This is a genomic window from Dendronalium sp. ChiSLP03b (genome assembly GCF_034531165.2).
Lineage (GTDB): Bacteria > Cyanobacteriota > Cyanobacteriia > Cyanobacteriales > Nostocaceae > Dendronalium > Dendronalium minutum.
In genome coordinates this window covers 25,010-43,403 of the sequence record NZ_JAVRBR020000125.1, presented here as the reverse complement: position 1 = coordinate 43,403, position 18,394 = coordinate 25,010, and the positions used below count along the sequence as shown (strand labels likewise).

The 18,394-nt window shown below is 43.5% G+C and carries 12 protein-coding genes and 2 tRNA genes; 8 read left to right on the top strand and 6 right to left on the bottom strand.

Annotated features, from left to right (window positions below):
* Positions 1-280: 280 nt before the first annotated feature.
* Positions 281-1,513: a two-component system response regulator gene (locus RMY31_RS28950; protein ID WP_322656431.1), complete on the top strand. Its 1,233-nt coding sequence runs from the start codon at positions 281-283 to the stop codon at positions 1,511-1,513.
* Between the two features lie 181 nt (positions 1,514-1,694).
* Complete coding sequence (gene glmU, locus RMY31_RS28945; protein ID WP_322656430.1) at positions 1,695-3,080, top strand: bifunctional UDP-N-acetylglucosamine diphosphorylase/glucosamine-1-phosphate N-acetyltransferase GlmU; 1,386 nt, start codon at positions 1,695-1,697, stop codon at positions 3,078-3,080.
* Positions 3,081-3,083: 3 nt separating this feature from the next.
* Here glmU and RMY31_RS28940 read toward each other — a convergent pair whose 3' ends face one another.
* The 3 genes from RMY31_RS28940 to RMY31_RS28930 form a co-directional block, all read right to left on the bottom strand.
* Entirely contained in the window at positions 3,084-4,040 is a 957-nt protein-coding gene (locus RMY31_RS28940; protein WP_322656429.1) for an isoaspartyl peptidase/L-asparaginase, read from the bottom strand.
* Between the two features lie 100 nt (positions 4,041-4,140).
* Positions 4,141-4,305 (bottom strand): DUF2256 domain-containing protein, encoded by a 165-nt coding sequence (locus RMY31_RS28935; RefSeq protein ID WP_322656428.1) that lies wholly within the window; start codon positions 4,303-4,305, stop codon positions 4,141-4,143.
* A 484-nt stretch (positions 4,306-4,789) separates the two neighbouring features.
* Positions 4,790-7,660: a GAF domain-containing protein gene (locus RMY31_RS28930; protein WP_322656427.1), complete on the bottom strand. Its 2,871-nt coding sequence runs from the start codon at positions 7,658-7,660 to the stop codon at positions 4,790-4,792.
* A 147-nt stretch (positions 7,661-7,807) separates the two neighbouring features.
* On the opposite strand from RMY31_RS28930, the gene RMY31_RS28925 reads away from it, so the two are divergent.
* Positions 7,808-8,944 (top strand): quinone-dependent dihydroorotate dehydrogenase, encoded by a 1,137-nt coding sequence (locus tag RMY31_RS28925; protein WP_322656426.1) that lies wholly within the window; start codon positions 7,808-7,810, stop codon positions 8,942-8,944.
* Between the two features lie 158 nt (positions 8,945-9,102).
* Here RMY31_RS28925 and RMY31_RS28920 read toward each other — a convergent pair whose 3' ends face one another.
* Positions 9,103-9,828: a hypothetical protein gene (locus RMY31_RS28920; RefSeq protein ID WP_322656425.1), complete on the bottom strand. Its 726-nt coding sequence runs from the start codon at positions 9,826-9,828 to the stop codon at positions 9,103-9,105.
* Positions 9,829-10,324: 496 nt separating this feature from the next.
* On the opposite strand from RMY31_RS28920, the gene RMY31_RS28915 reads away from it, so the two are divergent.
* The 3 genes from RMY31_RS28915 to RMY31_RS28905 all read left to right on the top strand — a co-directional run bounded on the left by RMY31_RS28915 (position 10,325) and on the right by RMY31_RS28905 (position 12,467).
* Positions 10,325-10,449, top strand: a tRNA-OTHER gene (locus tag RMY31_RS28915).
* Positions 10,450-10,704: 255 nt separating this feature from the next.
* Positions 10,705-10,828, top strand: a tRNA-OTHER gene (locus tag RMY31_RS28910).
* 37 nt (positions 10,829-10,865) lie between these two features.
* Positions 10,866-12,467 carry a TROVE domain-containing protein gene (locus RMY31_RS28905; RefSeq protein WP_322656424.1) on the top strand — a complete coding sequence of 534 codons (1,602 nt, stop codon included), beginning with the start codon at positions 10,866-10,868 and terminating at the stop codon, positions 12,465-12,467.
* A 207-nt stretch (positions 12,468-12,674) separates the two neighbouring features.
* On the opposite strand, the gene RMY31_RS28900 is transcribed toward RMY31_RS28905, so the two are convergent.
* A complete protein-coding gene (locus RMY31_RS28900) occupies positions 12,675-12,995 on the bottom strand; it encodes an NACHT C-terminal helical domain 2-containing protein (protein WP_322656423.1) in 321 nt (106 codons plus the stop codon).
* A 289-nt stretch (positions 12,996-13,284) separates the two neighbouring features.
* Entirely contained in the window at positions 13,285-14,136 is an 852-nt protein-coding gene (locus RMY31_RS28895) for a peptidoglycan-binding protein (RefSeq protein ID WP_322656422.1), read from the bottom strand.
* A 279-nt stretch (positions 14,137-14,415) separates the two neighbouring features.
* On the opposite strand from RMY31_RS28895, the gene RMY31_RS28890 reads away from it, so the two are divergent.
* Positions 14,416-16,743 carry an AAA family ATPase gene (locus RMY31_RS28890; protein WP_322656421.1) on the top strand — a complete coding sequence of 776 codons (2,328 nt, stop codon included), beginning with the start codon at positions 14,416-14,418 and terminating at the stop codon, positions 16,741-16,743.
* 303 nt (positions 16,744-17,046) lie between these two features.
* Positions 17,047-18,393 carry a glutathione-disulfide reductase gene (gene gorA / locus RMY31_RS28885; protein ID WP_322656420.1) on the top strand — a complete coding sequence of 449 codons (1,347 nt, stop codon included), beginning with the start codon at positions 17,047-17,049 and terminating at the stop codon, positions 18,391-18,393.
* The last annotated feature ends 1 nt before the right edge of the window (position 18,394 follow it).

Sequence of the window (18,394 nt, the reverse complement as noted above, 5' to 3'; positions counted from 1 at the left end):
TTCTAGCGCTACTATGTTAAGAAATCTCAGTGAAAAACCTGATTTAACATTTGCGCGAATTTATCATACTGGAATGAAAGGCAAGGAAATCCGGCACAAGATTCCCGTAGCAATATTCTCAGTGTTCTCATAAGACATAAAAAATATGATGTCTATTATTTAAGCAAGCAGCTTTACATAATTCATAAAGCTTGGGTATGCGAAGTGGAATATGGTCAAGCACTAAACTTGTTTGTGCAGTCGGATACTGTTAACTTCTCTAAAAGATTGGGGTGTCTTTGTGATTCAATGGAGTTCCAAGAGTCCAGACTCTACTGAACAAAATATTATTGGGTCAAACCGCCTGAACGCAGTCAATAGTATCAGTTCAAAGAATGCTTTAGGATTGCAGAATTTAGAAGGTTATTCCTTGGGCTTATCTAAAGAAGGCCTTTTGCCAGAACAGAAACAGGTAGAGCCATCTTGGATGAAACCTGATATTAATTCTGGTTACGATTCATTAATCTCTGGAACTCTACAAGCCAAAGGTTCTAAAGTGAATGGCTTTGATTCAGAACTGCCAAAAGTGTTAGTTGTTGATGACCATACTGCCAGTCGGATGACTGCCGTTGCCCTTTTATCTATGGAAGGGTATGAAGTTATTGAAGCTGACTGTGGTTCTACAGCAGTAGAACTAGTGATCCAAAAACAACCGGATCTGATTTTGCTGGATGTGATGATGCCGGGAATGGATGGTTTTGAAGTATGCCAGTTACTCAAGCAGGACGAGCATACTAGACTGATTCCAGTGATTTTTATTACAGCTTTAAATGACAGGCGATCGCGAATTCGGGGAATTGAAGTAGGAGCGGATGATTTTCTTACCAAACCGTTTGACCGTGTGGAACTGGCGGCGCGTGTTAAGTCCCTAGTACGGCAGAAGTGTTTAAACGAAGATTTAGACCACACAGAAAAAGTGTTATTTTCCGTTGCCAGAGCAATTGAAAGTCGCGATCCTAATACTGGTGACCACTGCGAACGGCTAGTAAAACTAGGACAAGCTTTTGGTGAATACCTGAATCTATCACGCCACCAAATTCGAGATTTAATGTGGGGAGGTTATCTTCACGATATTGGCAAGGTGGGTATTCCCGATGCGGTGTTACTAAAGCGCGGCCAACTCACACCCGAAGATTGGGAAATTATGAAGCAGCATGTTGTCATTGGAGAAAAAATCTGTCAACCACTACGCAGTATGCGGGGTGTAGTTCCCATTATTCGCCATCACCACGAGCGCTGGGATGGCTCAGGCTACCCCGATGGGCTAAAAGAGGATGAGATTCCCTACTTAGCACAAGTGTTTCAAATAATTGATATTTTCGATGCGCTAACAAGCGAACGACCTTACAAAAGAGCTTTTACTCTAGAAGAAGCAGTGTCTGTCATGGTAGAGGAAACCGAATTAGGTTGGCGCAATCCTAAACTAATGCAGCAGTTTGCAGAGTTTATCCACTCCTACCAGGAAAAAGAGTAGACAGGCTTGGGCATGAGGGGATAAGAGGACGCGGGGAATTTTTATCAATACTCTGTGCGTCTTCTTCATCTCCTGTCTCCTTTCATAGTTTCGGTCTTCTACGATCAGCTGGTATGATTTGAGCCTAAATCTTAAAGTAACAAGCGCGAAAGCGCAATTCACTGATAGCTAATGGCTAATTATGGTAGTTGTAGCAATTCTAGCGGCGGGACGCGGCACAAGGATGAAATCACACTTACCCAAAGTGTTACATTCATTGGGTGGGCGATCGCTAGTAGAAAGAGTTCTCGAAAGTGTAAAGCCGCTTTTGCCCTCACGACAGATAGTGATTGTGGGGTATCAGGCTGACGAAGTGAAAGCAGCCATGCAATCGATCCCCAGTTTGGAGTTTGTAGAACAAACTGTGCAACTAGGTACAGGTCATGCTATCCAGCAATTACTTCCCCATCTTGAGGGATACACCGGAGATTTACTGGTACTAAACGGCGATTTGCCCTTAGTACGCGCCCAAACCCTCAAGCAGCTATTACAAGCTCATCAAGAAAATCACAATGCCGCTACTATCCTTACCGCGCACCTGCCCGATCCCAAAGGCTACGGGCGCGTTTTTTGTAACGGTGATAATATTGTCCAACAAATTGTTGAAGACAAGGATTGTACTGCTGCTCAAAGACAAAATCGTCGGATTAATGCTGGGGTTTATTGCTTTGGTTGGCAGGATTTAGCAAGGGTGTTGCCCCACTTAGAATCGAATAATGCCCAAAAAGAATATTATCTGACTGATGCTGTCACCCAGGTCGGGAAAGTGATGGCAGTTGATGTCGAAGACTATCAGGAAATCCTAGGGATCAACGATCGCTTGCAATTGGCAACAGCATACGAGATTTTGCAGCAAAGGGTTAAGGAAAAATGGATGGTAGCGGGCGTTACTCTCATAGACCCCACCAGCATCACAATTGATGAGACTGTAGAGCTTAATTCAGATGTAATTATTGAACCCCAAACTCACCTACGGGGAAACACTGTTATTCAAACAGGCAGCCGCATCGGGCCTGGAACTTTAATCGAAAATAGCCAACTAGGCGAAAAAGTGACAGTGCAGTATTCTGTTGTCACAGATAGCATTGTGCAGGCGGGAAGCCGGATAGGCCCTTATACTCATTTGCGCGGTCATGCTCAAGTGGGTGCTGGTTGCCGCGTCGGTAATTTTGTGGAATTGAAAAATACTAAGTTAGGCGATCGCACTAACGTGGCACATTTGTCGTATCTGGGCGATACCACTACTGGCAATCGGGTAAATATCGGTGCGGGTACAATTACCGCCAATTATGACGGCGCTAACAAACACCCAACCAAGATAGGCGATCGCACTAGTACAGGTTCTAATACTGTCTTAGTTGCACCAGTAATTTTAGGGAATGATGTCTACGTGGCAGCTGGTTCCACAGTTACCGAAGATGTCCCTGATGATTCCCTAGCGATTGCCCGCGAGCGTCAAGTGGTAAAACCAGGTTGGGTATCAAAGAAACGCTCAGAGCAAAACCCACAATCGAAAAACTCTAGTTGATAGCTAAGGCACAAAGCCCACTTCTGTTTCTAGGGGTAATTCGAGAGTATCTCCTATGTTTTCGCCGTTGTGGTAAGCCGCAAGTAAGACTTGACTGGTTTTTCCCCAAGCGATCGCTCCCGTTGCATCTAGGGCGATCGCTCCCAAATCCCGCTGGTTCTGGTGGGCTTCGACAAATGAGCGTTGCATGGCATCTTTGAGAGACATACCGTCAGTAACGCGCACCACAATCCTTGGTGCTAGGCATTCGTCAATGATGTCTTCTCCGATACCAGTGCAACTGACACCTGCGTGGCTAGTAGCATAATTACCTGCTGGCATAGCAGAATCACTTACCCGGCCTATACGCTCGAAGCCTTTACCACCAGTGGATGTACCAGCAGCTAAACTTCCATAGGCATCTAAAACTACTACGCCGATTGTTCCCCGGCGAGAATTACTGCTTTCCACTAGTTCGGGTTCTGCTACCACACCAGCCATTGTACTTTTAAAATTATCCTGGCGCTCTTGTATCCACTCTTGCAACCGCAACTCAGTTAAAGCGTTATAACTGGGAAGTTGTAATTCCCGCGCCAATTCAGCTGAACCGTAATCCGATAGTACTCGGTCTGGTGAGTTTTGTAAAAATTGTGCCAACTCAATGGGATTTTTCACCCGCGAGACATTAATTACACCACTAAAGCGCCCTGATGTGCCATCCATCAGAGAGGCACTCATGCGGATTTGACCATCAGATTGCAACACTGAACCCGTACCCGCATTGAAACGTGGGTCATCTTCTAGCATTTGACATCCCTGCACTACTGCCACAGAAGCAGTTACGCCTGACAATAAAAGAGCATAGACTTCCTCTACTACTGTATGGAGCGATTTGCGTACCGCTTCCAAGCCTCCTTTGCCGTGGAGAGAACTACCCGCTCCTCCATGAATGATTAATTTGGGTTGCACCTGTGACTTCATTTATCCTTTGCGCTATTTGCGTCTAAGTTGCGGTTGGTTGTTCTAAGGATTGGGTATTGGGTACTGGGGATTGGGAAAAAACTTTCCCTATCCCCAGTTCCTAGTCCCTAGTCTCTGTAATGTCAGAACGGCGACGGCGACAACGTTCTGAGCAGTATTTCACTTCGTCCCAGCAATCTTGCCATTTCTTACGCCAAGTGAAGGGACGTTGACATACCGGACAAATTTTTGTAGGTAGGTCAGATTTAGAACGAGCGCGTCCCATATAAATACTGTGCAGACGATAAGTTGATTTCTGAACGATGGAAAATAATTATAACCAGTTTGCTACGAAGGGAGGATACCTGGAGCGAATAAATGTGTTGTCAATCCCTCCATAGACTTATTCCTGAGCTATTTAGCTGAAAAAGTTTATCGTGCCTACACCCAACAACAGCAGCTAGAAGGTTATGGGGCACGGCTATTTTACTTTCAACCTGCTAGGTCGGCTTAACAGTTTTCAGCAGGGGAATTGTAGGAAACCATCAGTAAAAGAATTAATATAGGACTCGATCGCTACAGAGATGATATTTTTCAAGCTGAGATTTAGTGTATTAGCCTCAATCACGCAAAAGTGTTGCGCGATAATGACTTAATCTCTCCCAATTGCGATCGCATGCATTACCGAGCAATCAAGATTCCCAATGGCTGTCAAAGGAGTTGGAAATTTCTAGAACTGAATTTTTAGATGCTTGTTTTGAAAAATAGTGCTAGGAATTTTTCTCAGCTAAAGGCAACAGCAAGCGACTGACTACCCGATGATCTGGTAACTGATAAAAATGCAATTCTCCTCCCCATTGCTGCATGAGGTTTTGGCAGATTAGCAAATGCAAACCTGGTGGCTGGTCGAGGTGAGAGGGAGCAAGCACATCTTTGGGTGTATTCTGATGTAGCGCAGCCAATAGCTGTGGTTCAATGATGCCGTTATCTGTAATCGATAGTTCTAACAATCGCTCATCTAAACGGCGACACCAGATATCAATCCTGCCGCTGCTTTGAGAACGGTGACAAGCTGCAACTAACAATTCATGAAGGATTAATTCAAATTTTACAATATCGCCAGCGATCGCCATTGTAGATGAGCTTGAGGTTTGAATTCCTTTAATAAATGAAGAATTGTTTGCCGAATCATGCTCTTCACCTGATTGTCCCAAACCATGTACGCCGACCCACAGTTTGTGTTGCTTGAATAAAGTTTCTACTCGTTCGAGCGATCGCTTGAGAAAACTGGTTATGGGCATGGTTTCCCCGCTCATATGTAAATGCCACTGCTCAAGTTTGAGTAATCCAGTCATAGAAGCCGTTGTGTGGTCTAACTGCCGCAGCAATAACTGGTAGCGCGTCTGAGTTAATTCATTAGTAGGAATGCCCAAATCATGTATTTGGCTAAGTAGTAGTGTTGTTGTTCTCTGAATTTCCTGTAGGCGGCGGTGTTTGTACCAATTGAGTTGCCGTAACTCCTGGGTTGAAGACTCTAAAAGTTGGATGATTTGTTGCTGACGACGCGACCAAGCTAATTGAGCGACCAGAGTTTCTGTGGCATTGAGGCTTTGTTGTGACCATCGACGTTCTCGACGGTCTGCCATCACCACCACTCCTGTGGGTTCATAGTCAGCAGATGTACGTAGAGTCATGACCAAAATTTGACCAATGCCCGGGCCGTTCAACCATTTTCTAGTTTCTGGCGGCAAATCATCCACGTTTACACTCAGATATTCTTCCTGACCAAGTCCCCACTGGATCAAAGCCTCAGATTTGATGGAAACTGATGCATTTGTAACTACCCCAAACTGACTATCAGCAATTACCCCAGGCAGAATTTCTGCATTAGCTTGTCCGGGTGTCCAGGATAGGAGTAGCGTCAGAGGACAGCCGAGAACATATGCTATTTGTTCCAATACTGTGCCTTCGAGATCCTTTTTCTCAGTCTCGGTTTTTTCGCTCTGGGCTGGTTCCAAGATGCGGAGACATTGCTTGATACTGGACAAAATTTTTTGCTGATGTTCGGTATCAGTGTGCAGTTGCCATTGGCGAACAATGACACCAATCTGTTGACTGACGACCCACAGCAATTCTTTTTCTAGAGTTGTCCAAGTGCGATAATTTTCGTGAGCGAGGAGCAAAAGTGCTGCGGGTGCATGACCTTGAACGCAATTGCAAATTAAAAGCGATCGCACACCATTTTCTAGCAAAGAAGCACGCCAGTTCAAAAACCGCAAATCTTCGTTTAAGTTCTCTACTTCCACCGCAGTTTTTGTAGACTTCAACATTTGCCTGTCCATGTCTTTGAGAGCATCGAAGGCATATGTCAAAGGTCGGCGATTATGAGGTTGGGTTTGGTAAACAACTTGATAGTTATTCTGCTCGGGATTGTACTGCAATAGTAAAAAGCGGGTGGCAGCTAATCGAGCCAACACTTTCGTAGCACAATTGTGTAAAGCTTCATGAAGGTCTTGGTTACTATAAATGGCTTGGACAATTTGGCTAGTTAGATAACTATCATCTTGGATTTGTTTGATAGTGCTTTCCATACCGTCAGTGGGAGCAACTAAAGAGATTAACCCCGCAGCACCCTGGACAAAATTTTTGTCCGCCTCTGTCCAGATTCGAGGTTCATTACCTTCCACCGCCAGAAAACCTAGCAAGTCATTTTGCCACATGATGGGAGCCGCCAACAGCGATCGCACCTGCAACCGTTGCAACAACTTGCCTGTAAAATGGCTTTTGAGAGAACTGCGTGCATCACCAATCCAGACAATTTGATTGACTGCCAAAGCATAATAAAATTCGCTTAACTCCTGTACCGTGATGCCAGCTGCTGGTTGCTGATTGTTACGATCGCGACCCATATTCGCCAGCTGATTGCTCATCCGACACCAAAAGTAGCGCCCTTGCCGCTCAAACCAATAAATATTTGTTCGGCTAGGAGAGACAAATTGATGTGTTGTCTCTACTACTGTTTTCAGCCTTTGATCCAAATTATTTAAAGTGCGTAAATTGTCTAGTAACTGTAATAATGGCTCGTCAGGACGTTTGGTTTGCTTTTGCTGCAAATCCATCTCATGTTGATAAAGCACTGCCCCCAGTTCGCCCAAAACCATCATTAGACGTGCTTTGGCTTCCCCAGGTAGTAAGTAACCCCAGCGTTCTGAACCCAGCAATAACACACCCAAACAGCGGTCTTTGTAGCGAATCGGTAAAAAGACTGTACCTCTAATGTTAAATTTTTTACTAATTTCTAGCCATTCTGCTGCACGCACTTCAGTTTGCAAATCCGCTAAGCCCAAAGGACGCTGTTCAATTACTACTTGCTCTAACAGATCGCCGGAATTGAGGACAAACCGTTTGTGTAAAAACCGAGTGTCACGATCCGGGATGATGCCTCCTTTGCCGAATAATGTATGTTTCAGGCGATCGTAAAGGGCAATCCAAATTAGACTGTAGTCAAACTGCTCTTGAACGTAAGAAATAGTAGTTGTAATCAGAACTTCAACATCATCCTCTTCCCTGAGGCTTTGTAGGACTTGTCCCAAGGCATGGATCTGCTGTTCGGCGGCTATGTTTTTTTGTGGCTGCCCCATCTGATTATTGGTTTACGCAACTTGTAATATATAAGATGCCCAGAAAAGCATCCTAAATAATAAGCTGTCACAGTAATCATTAAAAGCGTCAGTTGTCAGTGGTCAGTAGCAACTGACAAATGACAACTAACAACTAACAACTGACAAATGGATATTTATCAAGCCGCAATTCGTCCGTTTTTGTTTAATTTAGTCAAAACAGATCCAGAATGGTTACATCAGCAGACGATTCGTAGCTTAAACTGGCTATCGCAAACTAATAGTCACCCTCCTGCCAGCTGGATAAACCGCAGCCTAAAGCAGTCTTTATGTTTGTGCGATCCGCGTCTAGAACAAACTTTGTTTGGCTTAAGCTTTCCCAATCCTGTAGGCTTAGCAGCAGGGTTTGATAAGGATGGAGTAGCCGCTGGTATTTGGTCGAGTCTTGGTTTTGGCTTTGCGGAACTTGGTACTGTGACGTTTGTGGCACAACCAGGAAATCCTCGTCCCCGCTTGTTTCGCTTACCTTTGGACAAAGCTGCACTCAACCGGATGGGTTTTAATAATAGCGGTGCAGCAGCAATGGCAACACGTCTGGCACAGGAAAAACAGGAGTTAGTTTGGTCAATACCCATAGGTATCAATTTGGGTAAATCCAAAATTACACCCTTGGAAGCAGCAGCAGAAGATTATCTCAATAGTTTTCGCTTACTCAAGGATTTGGGTGACTATTTTGTAGTTAACGTTTCTTCCCCTAATACTCCAGGGTTGCGATCGCTTCAGGATGCTTCCATGCTCAGTGCCATCTTGGATTTATTGCAACAAGAGAATAATATTCAAAAGCCGATTTTTGTCAAGATAGCACCTGACTTAGAATGGGAAGCGATCGCCGACATTATTTCTTTAGCTAAAACCTACCAACTAGCGGGAATTATCGCCACTAATACCACCATTAGCCGTGATGGACTGAAAACTCAAATAATTGACCAAACAGGTAAATCACCTCAGGAAGAAGCCGGCGGAATTAGCGGTGCGCCATTACGCGATCGTTCTACTGAGGTAATTCGTTTTATTTGGCAGCAAACCCAAGGACAAATCCCGATAATCGGAGTTGGCGGTATTTTTTCCCCCGAAGACGCTTGGGAAAAAATTACTGCTGGTGCTAACTTGCTCCAGATTTATACAGGATGGATTTATCAAGGTCCGATGGTAGTCCGTCGAATTCTTGCTGGTTTACTTTCCAAGTTAGAACAGAATGGATTAAACTCCATCAGTGAAGCTGTAGGCTTGGAAATTAAAAATTAAAAGTTAGAATTTTTAATTTTTAACTATAAAGAATTCAGGAGTCAGGAATCAGAATTCAGTATGAATTTTGTACAACAGTGATAAATAAAGGTATTTCAATTCTCTACTGATTGTATTTAGATTCCTGAATTCCGAGTTCTGAATTCTTTGTTCGTTATTTAGCTTTCTTCCAGTGGGAAAAACTCCTTAGTTGTTTCCGAAAAAGTCCAAGCAATACCATCTGGATCGCGGCTGCGACTCCATTCAGGAAATTCGGGATCGTTTCGCCGTTTATATACCGTGCTGGAATAAACATTCAGCCGTTTAGCTAGTTCCGATTGGATGAGAGAGCCAAAAACTAACTGTTTTGCCAGATTTTGTTTCACTTCCGTGTGAACTGCTGGTGGTGGTAGTTCCGCTTCTGGTTTTTCTTCCAGTGACTGTGGTGGCGGTGGTGCCAAGAGCGAACGCGCAGTTTTGGTAACTGGTTGAGCAGGAAGTTCTTTAACAGGCTCGCTACTGTCTAGTATGTTGCCCAAAATACTAGCAGTTATAAAGTAGTAGACTTCACCCCCTTCTTCAGAATTGATGAAACTTGCACCGAATTCAGACGCTTTGCTATCTAGGTAGCGTTTTGCTGCTGACCCAGAAAAATTGCCCCTAATTGCCAAGTCCATTGGCGTAATTTTGCCCTGATTTTCCCGAATTAACCTATGGAAAACTGGGTTAACTCGCTGACTCCACTGTTGCCATTGATATTGCTGCCAAATTTGGAAACCAATGCCTAACACAATTAGTGCTAACAAAAATCTCCAAGTGGCAACCAGGAAAATAATCAAAAACGAGATTGGCAAAAGTAGAACGAGAAAAGCCTTCCCGTCGCCTTCTAGTAATTTTTCACTCATGCTGATTCTTGCCAAGTGAATTTTTGCAAATGATATACTATCTTGGCAAAAATTGGGTCACTTTTTTGTATCGTTTGGCAAAGTTCCGGCAAATTGTCCGGCAAAACTAAAACATAGTCTGGATATAGGTTATGGTTTCAGAAACTCCAACTAGCTACCAGATCGGAAAACACAGGCAAAAGTGTTTTGTCTAAAAACTTAAGTCACCATAAAGAATTTAGCATTAGAACAAAATTAGAAAAAATATACAATTTAAAATCCAAATGCCTGGATTTACGGCAAATTTTCACATATATAGCTGTTTTCACTTGGGTAGTCTTACGTGGAAAACATTGTTGCATGATGCAACTATTCTTAACTGAACGAAAATTCTGAAAATTAACTTGCCAGCCTCTTGACACACAATAATACGTATACTACATTAGTAATACAAGCTGATATGTCCAAAGGAGTTAGCTTTGATCGGTAACATATATTTGTAATTTAAATTTTCATGTGGCGGGTAGCTCAGTGGCAGAGCGCTAACATCCTTGTTCATCCCTTGCCTGCAAAGGCCGAAGAATTGAGGGTTATCGATTTGGGTTCGAGAGGTCGCAGGTTCAAATCCTGCTCCGCCACCCAAAACCTAATTTTGAATTTCATCTGGTGGGTAGCTCAATTTGGTAGAGCAATGAACGGGTTTAATTACCCATAGTCCTTAGTTCACAACCTTGCCTGTAAAGGCCGACGAATCGAGGGTTATCGTTAATTCATTGGTTGCAGGTACCCTACCCTTCGGGAACGACTTCGTCGAACGGGAAGCCGCTAACGCGTCTACAATTCCTGTTCCACCAGAGTAAATTTTGCATTTTTAATTTTTAATTTTTAATTTTCATGTGGCAGGTAGCTCAGAGGTAGAGCGCCTAAAACATCCTTGTTCATCCCTTGCCTGAAAAGGCCGACGAATTAGGGTTATCGCCTTCCAAGCGGGATGTCGCAGGTTCGAGTCCTGCCCTGCCACCTTTCATTTTTGCCCGCAAGGGCCGGGAGATGAAGCCATGAATTACAATTTCTTTACTAAAAAGAAGACAACTACACCACAATCTCAGCCTATCCCCGGACGAGAAGCAGAGATGATTCAGGGACGTTCCGGTGGTTGGATGTTTGATGCTGGCATTTGGAAGATGCTGCGCCGTTGTCTATTGGTTGGTACGGCAAAAAGCACCTACTATGCTGGTAAGCAAGAACTAACCGAAGATTTTGTAGCAGTTGTCAAACAAGCTGTTGCTGAAAATCCCAGCCATGTAGCGGAAGAAATTCTCTATGCTAGCGACGGACGCGCCATCAATAACAGTGCGCCCATCCTCGCTTTGGTACTACTATCTATGGGTGAAGCACCACAAGCAAAACAAGCTTTTGGTGAAATCTTTCCCCAAGTTGTCCGCACTGGTAGCCACTTCTATGAATGGCTGAATTACACCAAGTCTTTGCGAGGATTTGGCAAAATCGTGCGCGAAGCTGGTAAAACTTGGCTATCACGAGAAGATGTGAAGGGCTTGGCTTATCAGTTGTTGAAATATCAACAGCGTCAAGGCTTCTCTCATCGAGATGCATTGCGGTTGTTTCACGTCAAACCACCTACAGAAAATCACCGTCAATTATATGAGTGGGTAGTCAGAGGCTGGGAAGACTTGCCAGCAGAAATCCCCTCAGAAGCTTTGGCACAGATTTGGTGGTACGAGTGGCTAAAGCGAAATCCTTCTCAAACTCATGAAGCTATTTCGCAAGGACGCTTAACCCACGAAATGGCTGCACCTGTAGGCAAGATGGATAAGCAAGCTTGGCAGTTGCTATTTAGTGAAATGCCAATAGGTGCAATGCTGCGTAACCTGGGTTCGCTAACTGAACTAGATGTGTTGCGAGCTGATGAAAGTGCTAATTTGTCGCGTGTGGAAGCAGTTCTCAACAACAAGGAACATCTGCGTAAAGGTCGTATCCATCCGATTGATGTTTTGAAAGCTCTCAAAACTTATGAATCTGGAGGAAGATTAGGACGCAGCCAGAAGACTTGGAAGCCAGTTCCTCGCATTGTGGACATCTTGGAAAAGGCGGTTGAACTGTCTTTTGATGTTGTCCAACCCACAGGCAAAGTGTTCATGCACGCCGTAGACGTTTCCGGTTCTATGGGTAGCTTAGTTGCAGACATGGGGCTGAGTTGCTGTGAAATTGCCACCACAATGGCACTGGTGACAGCAAAAGCAGAGAAAAACTACATGATTCGCGGTTTTGCTACCGAATTCCGGGAATTAGGTATCACTGCTAAAGATAGTTTTAGTTCTGCGGTTAGCAAAGCTAGAAATCAAAACTTCGGCGGAACTGATGCCTCTGTAGCTTACGACTGGATGATTAAAAACAAGTTCAAGGCAGATGTAGTTTGCTTCTGGACTGACTCAGAAAGCTGGGCTGGTTATAAGCATCCCAGTCAAGCGCTGAAGGAGTATCGCAAAAAGGTTAATCCTGATGCCAAGGCGGTATATGTCACCTTGACACCTTACCGCATTACCTTAGTAGATCCTCAAGATCCATTGTCTTGGGATTTGGCAGGGTTCGATCCGGGAACACCTCGCATCATCCAGATGCTAGCTACAGGTGAGTTGTAAGAACGGCTGAATAACAAAGGATAAAAGGTAACACTTCTTTTATCCTTTTTCATGGCGGGTTATCCTGATTCGCACCTTGCCTTTCGGGGACGAAGAATTTAGGGTTATCGGTTACATCTCCACCATTTTGGGGATTAGCGGGTTCAATTCCCGCACCCGCCTTTGTTTGATTTTTAACTTACGCAAAGTCGCAAATAAGAAGGCGATTTAATTTTTAAATGGTCGTTTTTCAATTTCAGCGATGGGTAAGAGTAGTGTGTCTTCTATGTGCGATCGCACTTCCTCAGAAGCATATTTGAGGCAATCAACAAGTAATTTATTAGCGTTGTAATATTGTTGCAATAAGTCTTTTTGCCTCTGTGTAAACTTCCAATCATGACCAATGTTACGATATTTAATCAACATTAATCTTAGTTTCTCTGCTAAATCCTTGACCTCACTTTCCCACTCATCTTGCCAAGAATTTTCATATCTTCCACCATATAAAAAAGACATGGTAGCACTATAGTCAAAAATTTTATTTTCCATCTTTTGAAGTAACTTTATTAAGTCTATTCAACTCCAAGATTAATCATGCTCTAATTGTTGTAGCCTTGCCCGGTGAAGAAGCAGAAATTTTTACATTCGACCGTACAAAGTTGATTCATTATTGGAACCAATGGCTTAAACGGCTCAAGTTCTTCTACAGTGAGGCTGCTGCCTAGAAGGGAAAATAAAAAATATAAAGCCTGCAACGGATAGCAGGCTTTATATTTGTAACATTAATGTTACAGGCGGATTATGAACTACACGAAACAGCACAGCGATCGCTCATCATTTAATTATTATTAAATAATGTCCCCACATAGTTAATAATTGGTTTCCAAAAGATACCAGTTAAAACGTAGGGAGCATATTTAAACAGCGGCAAGCTTGTCTTGCTCGAATGCTTCAGCGGTAGACATTCTAATAGGAATGGCACTACACAAGTGAGTGCATAGGCAGTTGCTAAAGCTGTATTCAATTGAGGAGCAGGGCCTGGTATCGGGCTATGATAAATACCCAGTATAATACAAGAAATCATTAAAAATTGCTCCCAAAAGAACAAGAACTGAGGCGATACAAAATAAATTAACTGGGGAAAACTTTTGTCTATTTTTTGCCGCATTCCCAACAGCACAGCCCAAGTTGCAGCCCCAACCAGACCATCATCTTTTAGTCCATATACTCTTTGAAAGCGTTTAACACCTCTTTCAGTTTCTCTATCAAAATATCCATCGGGTTCTTTTTTAGAAAATCCTTCTTCGTACAGGATAGTTTGTAGTTCCTTAACTGCATCCTGTAACTCTGGAGGCGTTATTCGATGAATCCGAGAAAGTTTTGGGTAGAAAAGGCAAGCCCAACTTAACGGCCCAACTATTCCATCCACCCGGAGATTATTTCGTTTCTGAAATTCTTTGACTGCTTCTTCTGTTTCAAAGTCAAATTTACCGCTAATATTCGCCAGAAAACCCTGAGTATACAAGCGCTCTTGTAGTTCATTGATTGATTCCTGTACTGACTTTGGCGTAAAGCCTCGGTAAAGTATAGGACGTTTATTAAACAAACAAACTTGTTTTTCATCTGGAAAATAAGGCTGGGGTTGTTTTAGCCCAAGTGAAAAAAATAAGGATCTAGTTGCTCTATTCATTCGGTTCTCCTGATAGTAAGGTCTGAAAAGAATAGTCTGGCAATATTTTTTGTAGGGCGTGGTGGAGACGATCTCTACACCACGCTTGCTACCGAGAATCAAGCACTTAGAACTTAAGCTACTGAATTAACTACTAATAGCCCATTGCAAAGTTAAAAAATTGTTAGTGTTTTGTGAAACTTTTGTTAGTGAAAATGTTGCAAATACGACATTGTGACAATTTTGTCCATTAAAATACTGCTAATACAACATTTATGACGGACTAGTAGGGTGATATTTATGTCAGGTCAGTCAGAGAGTGGGAATTTGTCCAAAACTTGGTATCGAAAAGTTTTGAAGGAATGGGAGATAGATCGTCTACTGACTGACTTGGAGGCTAGAACTCAACAGCGATACAGGCAAAATACCAAGAAAGACCTGTTACTTGGGTTGCTGTGTGGATATAGCTTGAAGAAGATCGGCAAGGATTTGCACAAGGATAACGCTTCTGTCAGAACAGGATTGAGCAATATCTACCGAGACATTGAAACTTTGACAGGAGAGTCAGACAAAAGGGTCAAAGCAAGCAATCTGGTCTACATTCTAGAAAAACATGGGTATCGCAGAGGTGTTACTGCATCTCCTACCCCCAACCGCTCCATCCCCCACAATCTGCCAGCGCCGACTTACACAGAATTTATTGGCCGCGAGGCAGATATGAAGACTCTGCTAGAACGCCTTTCACCGGAACATGGCGCTCACATGATTACGGTGCATGGCATTGGTGGCGTTGGGAAAACGGCGCTGGTGCTAGCAGCTGCTTACCTGTGTTTAAAATCTAGTTGTGAAAACCACGGTGTTGCACCGAGATTTGATGCGATTATTTTCACTTCTGCTAAACAACAGGAACTCGTTCCCGATGGTATTTTGCAACGACAACAGGGACAGCGTAACCTACGCGAGATTTTTCGAGAGATTGCCAATGCTTTAGGCGACCCGACTATTATTCAATCTCCTCCTAATGACCAATTTGAACGCGTACGTCAAATTTTATCAAGACAGCGATCGCTGATGATTGTTGACAACATGGAGACAATAGAAGATAGAAATCAAGTAATTGAATTCCTCTACAATCTACCTATTTGCGTCAAAGTAGTCATTACTACCCGCGAACGGATTGCCCTTCTGCCAATCAGTCTGCGAAACTTGCCCTTGGATGATGGTTTGCAGTTAATTCAGCAACAAGCTGGAGAAAAAGGTATAACTATCAATGATGAAGAATCTAAGCTACTGTACGATCGCACTGGCGGAATTCCCCTTGCCATTGTCTACGCCCTCGGTCAAGTATCCAGTGGCTATCCTCTGAACTCAGTGTTGGAGCGATTAACCTCGGCTACAGGTGATGTGGCTCGTTTTTGCTTTGAGCAAACCGTGCAAGGTATCAAAGGACAGCCACCTCATAAATTACTTATGTCACTGGCGATTTTTCCTGACTCTCCCATACTCGCCGCTGTGGCTGAGGTTGCTGGACTGACAGCCTCTCCTGATTCTGTAAATGTTGGCTTGGCACGTTTGCAGCAACTCTCTTTGGTAAATCTAAACCCAGAGACTAAGCGTTATGAAATGCTTTCTCTGACTCGTGAGTATGCCTTAGCTGAATTAGCAGGTTACCCAGATTTTGAGAGAGAAGCAAGGCGGCGCTGGGTGACATGGTATCTAGATTTTGCCCGCAGTTATGCCGGAGAAGATTGGGAAAAGTGGATACATTACAACAAAATAGAACAAGAGGAAGGAAATCTGCGGGCGGTACTTTATTGGTGTAAAGACCAAGACCACTACGCCCAAGTCAGGGATTTATGGCTGCTGTTAAACCACTATGCCAATCTTTACGCCTATTGGGACGATCGCCTCGATTGGTTGCAATGGCTGGTAGAACAAACAGAAAGACGTGGTGAATGGTCATCTTTGGTAAAAATTATCATCCGCAAAACTTGGCTACTAATTCGGGAATGTTCAGATCGAAGCCTCAAACAAGCAGACGAAATGTTGCGACGAGCATGGGTGCTACGTGACTGTGCAGACTTAGACTTATGCGTACAGGCTGACTTAGCTGAAAATATCGCTAGACTGCGAATCAGACAGAAAAATTATACTGATGCGCGTAAATGGCTCGATATCGAACAGAGCTTGGTGATTGAGGCTAATCTAGAAGAGCAAAAGCATATCCGTCATTATATTCCCGTTCATTATCACCGGGCGGTCATCTTGTATCGAGAAGGTAATTATTCTGAAGCCAAAACACTCTTTCAAGAAGTGATGCAAAGTGCAGAAAAAATTCATTGGCATCGGGTGATTAATTCTGCTCAAAATTGGTTGGCTGATATTGCCATAGAACAAAGCGATCGCGATCGCGCTCAACAGCTATTAATTAAAGGCTTAACTGTAGCTCAAAGAAGCAAAAACAAACGGCGTTTAGCCCGCTATCAACGCTCTCTTGCCCGCTGGGAACGAATGTGGGGAAGTACAGCAGAAGCTTACAAATTGGCAAATAAGGCCATGGATAGTTTCAAGCATCTGGGAATGACACAGGATGCAGAGGAAATGCAATTTTTACTCAATTCACCATAATTCGTAATTACAGCATAAGTATAGAATTATAGAATTATATTCTGAATTCTGGACGGCAGTTGCTACAAGTCGGGGAACCGCAAGGGCGCACTGCCTTCTTCTAACTCCTGAATTCTTTCTTTTAAATAATTGCGATCGCTGTTTCTTTTGTATCTAATTGCCAGCAAAGCATCAATCTGCTACGTATCTAAGGGTTTTCATCCCATTTTGTCCACCCAAAGACAGTAGCTGAAATCTTGACAGAATAACTATAAGGAATGAAATAGCTCTGCTTTCCAAACAGTTAAAAAGGGACAGATTTTTATGGCATTTGATTACGACCTGTTTGTCATTGGTGCTGGTCCTGGGGGATTAGCAGCAGCGAAAAAAGCAGCTAGCTACGGTGTCCGTATCGCTGTTGCCGAACAAGAAACCATCGGTGGTACTTGTGTAAATCGCGGTTGCGTTCCCAAAAAACTGATTGTCTACGCTGGTGACTTCGCCAAAGACAACCAAATGGCCCACTATTACGGTTGGAGTGAATGTCAACAGTACTTTGACTGGACACTATTTATGAAGTCAGTACATCAGCATCTCGAACAGATTAACCACTCGTATTATCAGCAGTTGCAAACAGCGGGAATTGAATTAATTCGGGAACGTGCAACTTTTGTCGATGCCCATATTTTAGATGTAGATGGACGCAAAGTGACAGCGGACAAAATTTTAATTGCTGTGGGATGCCGTCCTATTAAGCCCACAATTCCGGGCATAGAATACGCCATCACATCCCGCGAGATGTTTCACTTACCCTATCTACCGAAACGTTTAGCAATTATTGGCGGTGGCTATATTGGTACAGAATTTTCCAGTGTGATGCACGCTTTCGGATGCGAGGTGACGGCGATCGAACAAGATGCCATGATTTTATCAGGGTTTGATGATGATATCCGCTCTGGCGTGCAACAAGGTTTAAGCAAACGGGGAATTCGGTTGTTTACCAACAGTACTGCTCAAGAAATTACGCTCTGTGATGATGGGTTACTCTTGACTACTAGTGGTGACTTTCAGGAAACCATCGCCGCAGACAGCATCCTAGTTGCCACAGGTTACACTCCCAATACCAAGAATCTCGGTTTGGAAAAGGCCAAAGTCGAACTTGGCAAACAAGGTGCAATCAAAGTAGATGCATATAACCGCACCACCCAAGAAAATATTTTTGCTGTGGGTGATTGTATCAACCGAGTGCAATTAACTCCAGTTGCTAAAGCAGAAGGTATTGCCTTTGCCAATACAGTTTTTGGCAACAAGCCGCAAAAACTTAATTATGATTACATACCTTCTGCTGTTTTTTCCCGTCCAGAAGCAGCTGGTGTAGGAATGACAGAGGCCAAAGCGCGAGAAAAATTTGGTGAATCGGTGAGATGTTATTGCCACCACTTTCGACCACTGTTTTATCAGCTAACTCAACAGGATGAGCAAGCCACAATTAAATTAGTAGTAAATGGCGATTCTGAGCAAGTTTTGGGCGCTCATATGGTGGGTGAACATGCAGCTGATATCATTCAAAGTCTTGGGGTGGCAATTCGCCAGGGTATTACCAAGCAAGAACTGGATGAAACAATTGGCATTCACCCTACCATAGCCGAAGAGTTCCTTTCGTTAGATTAAA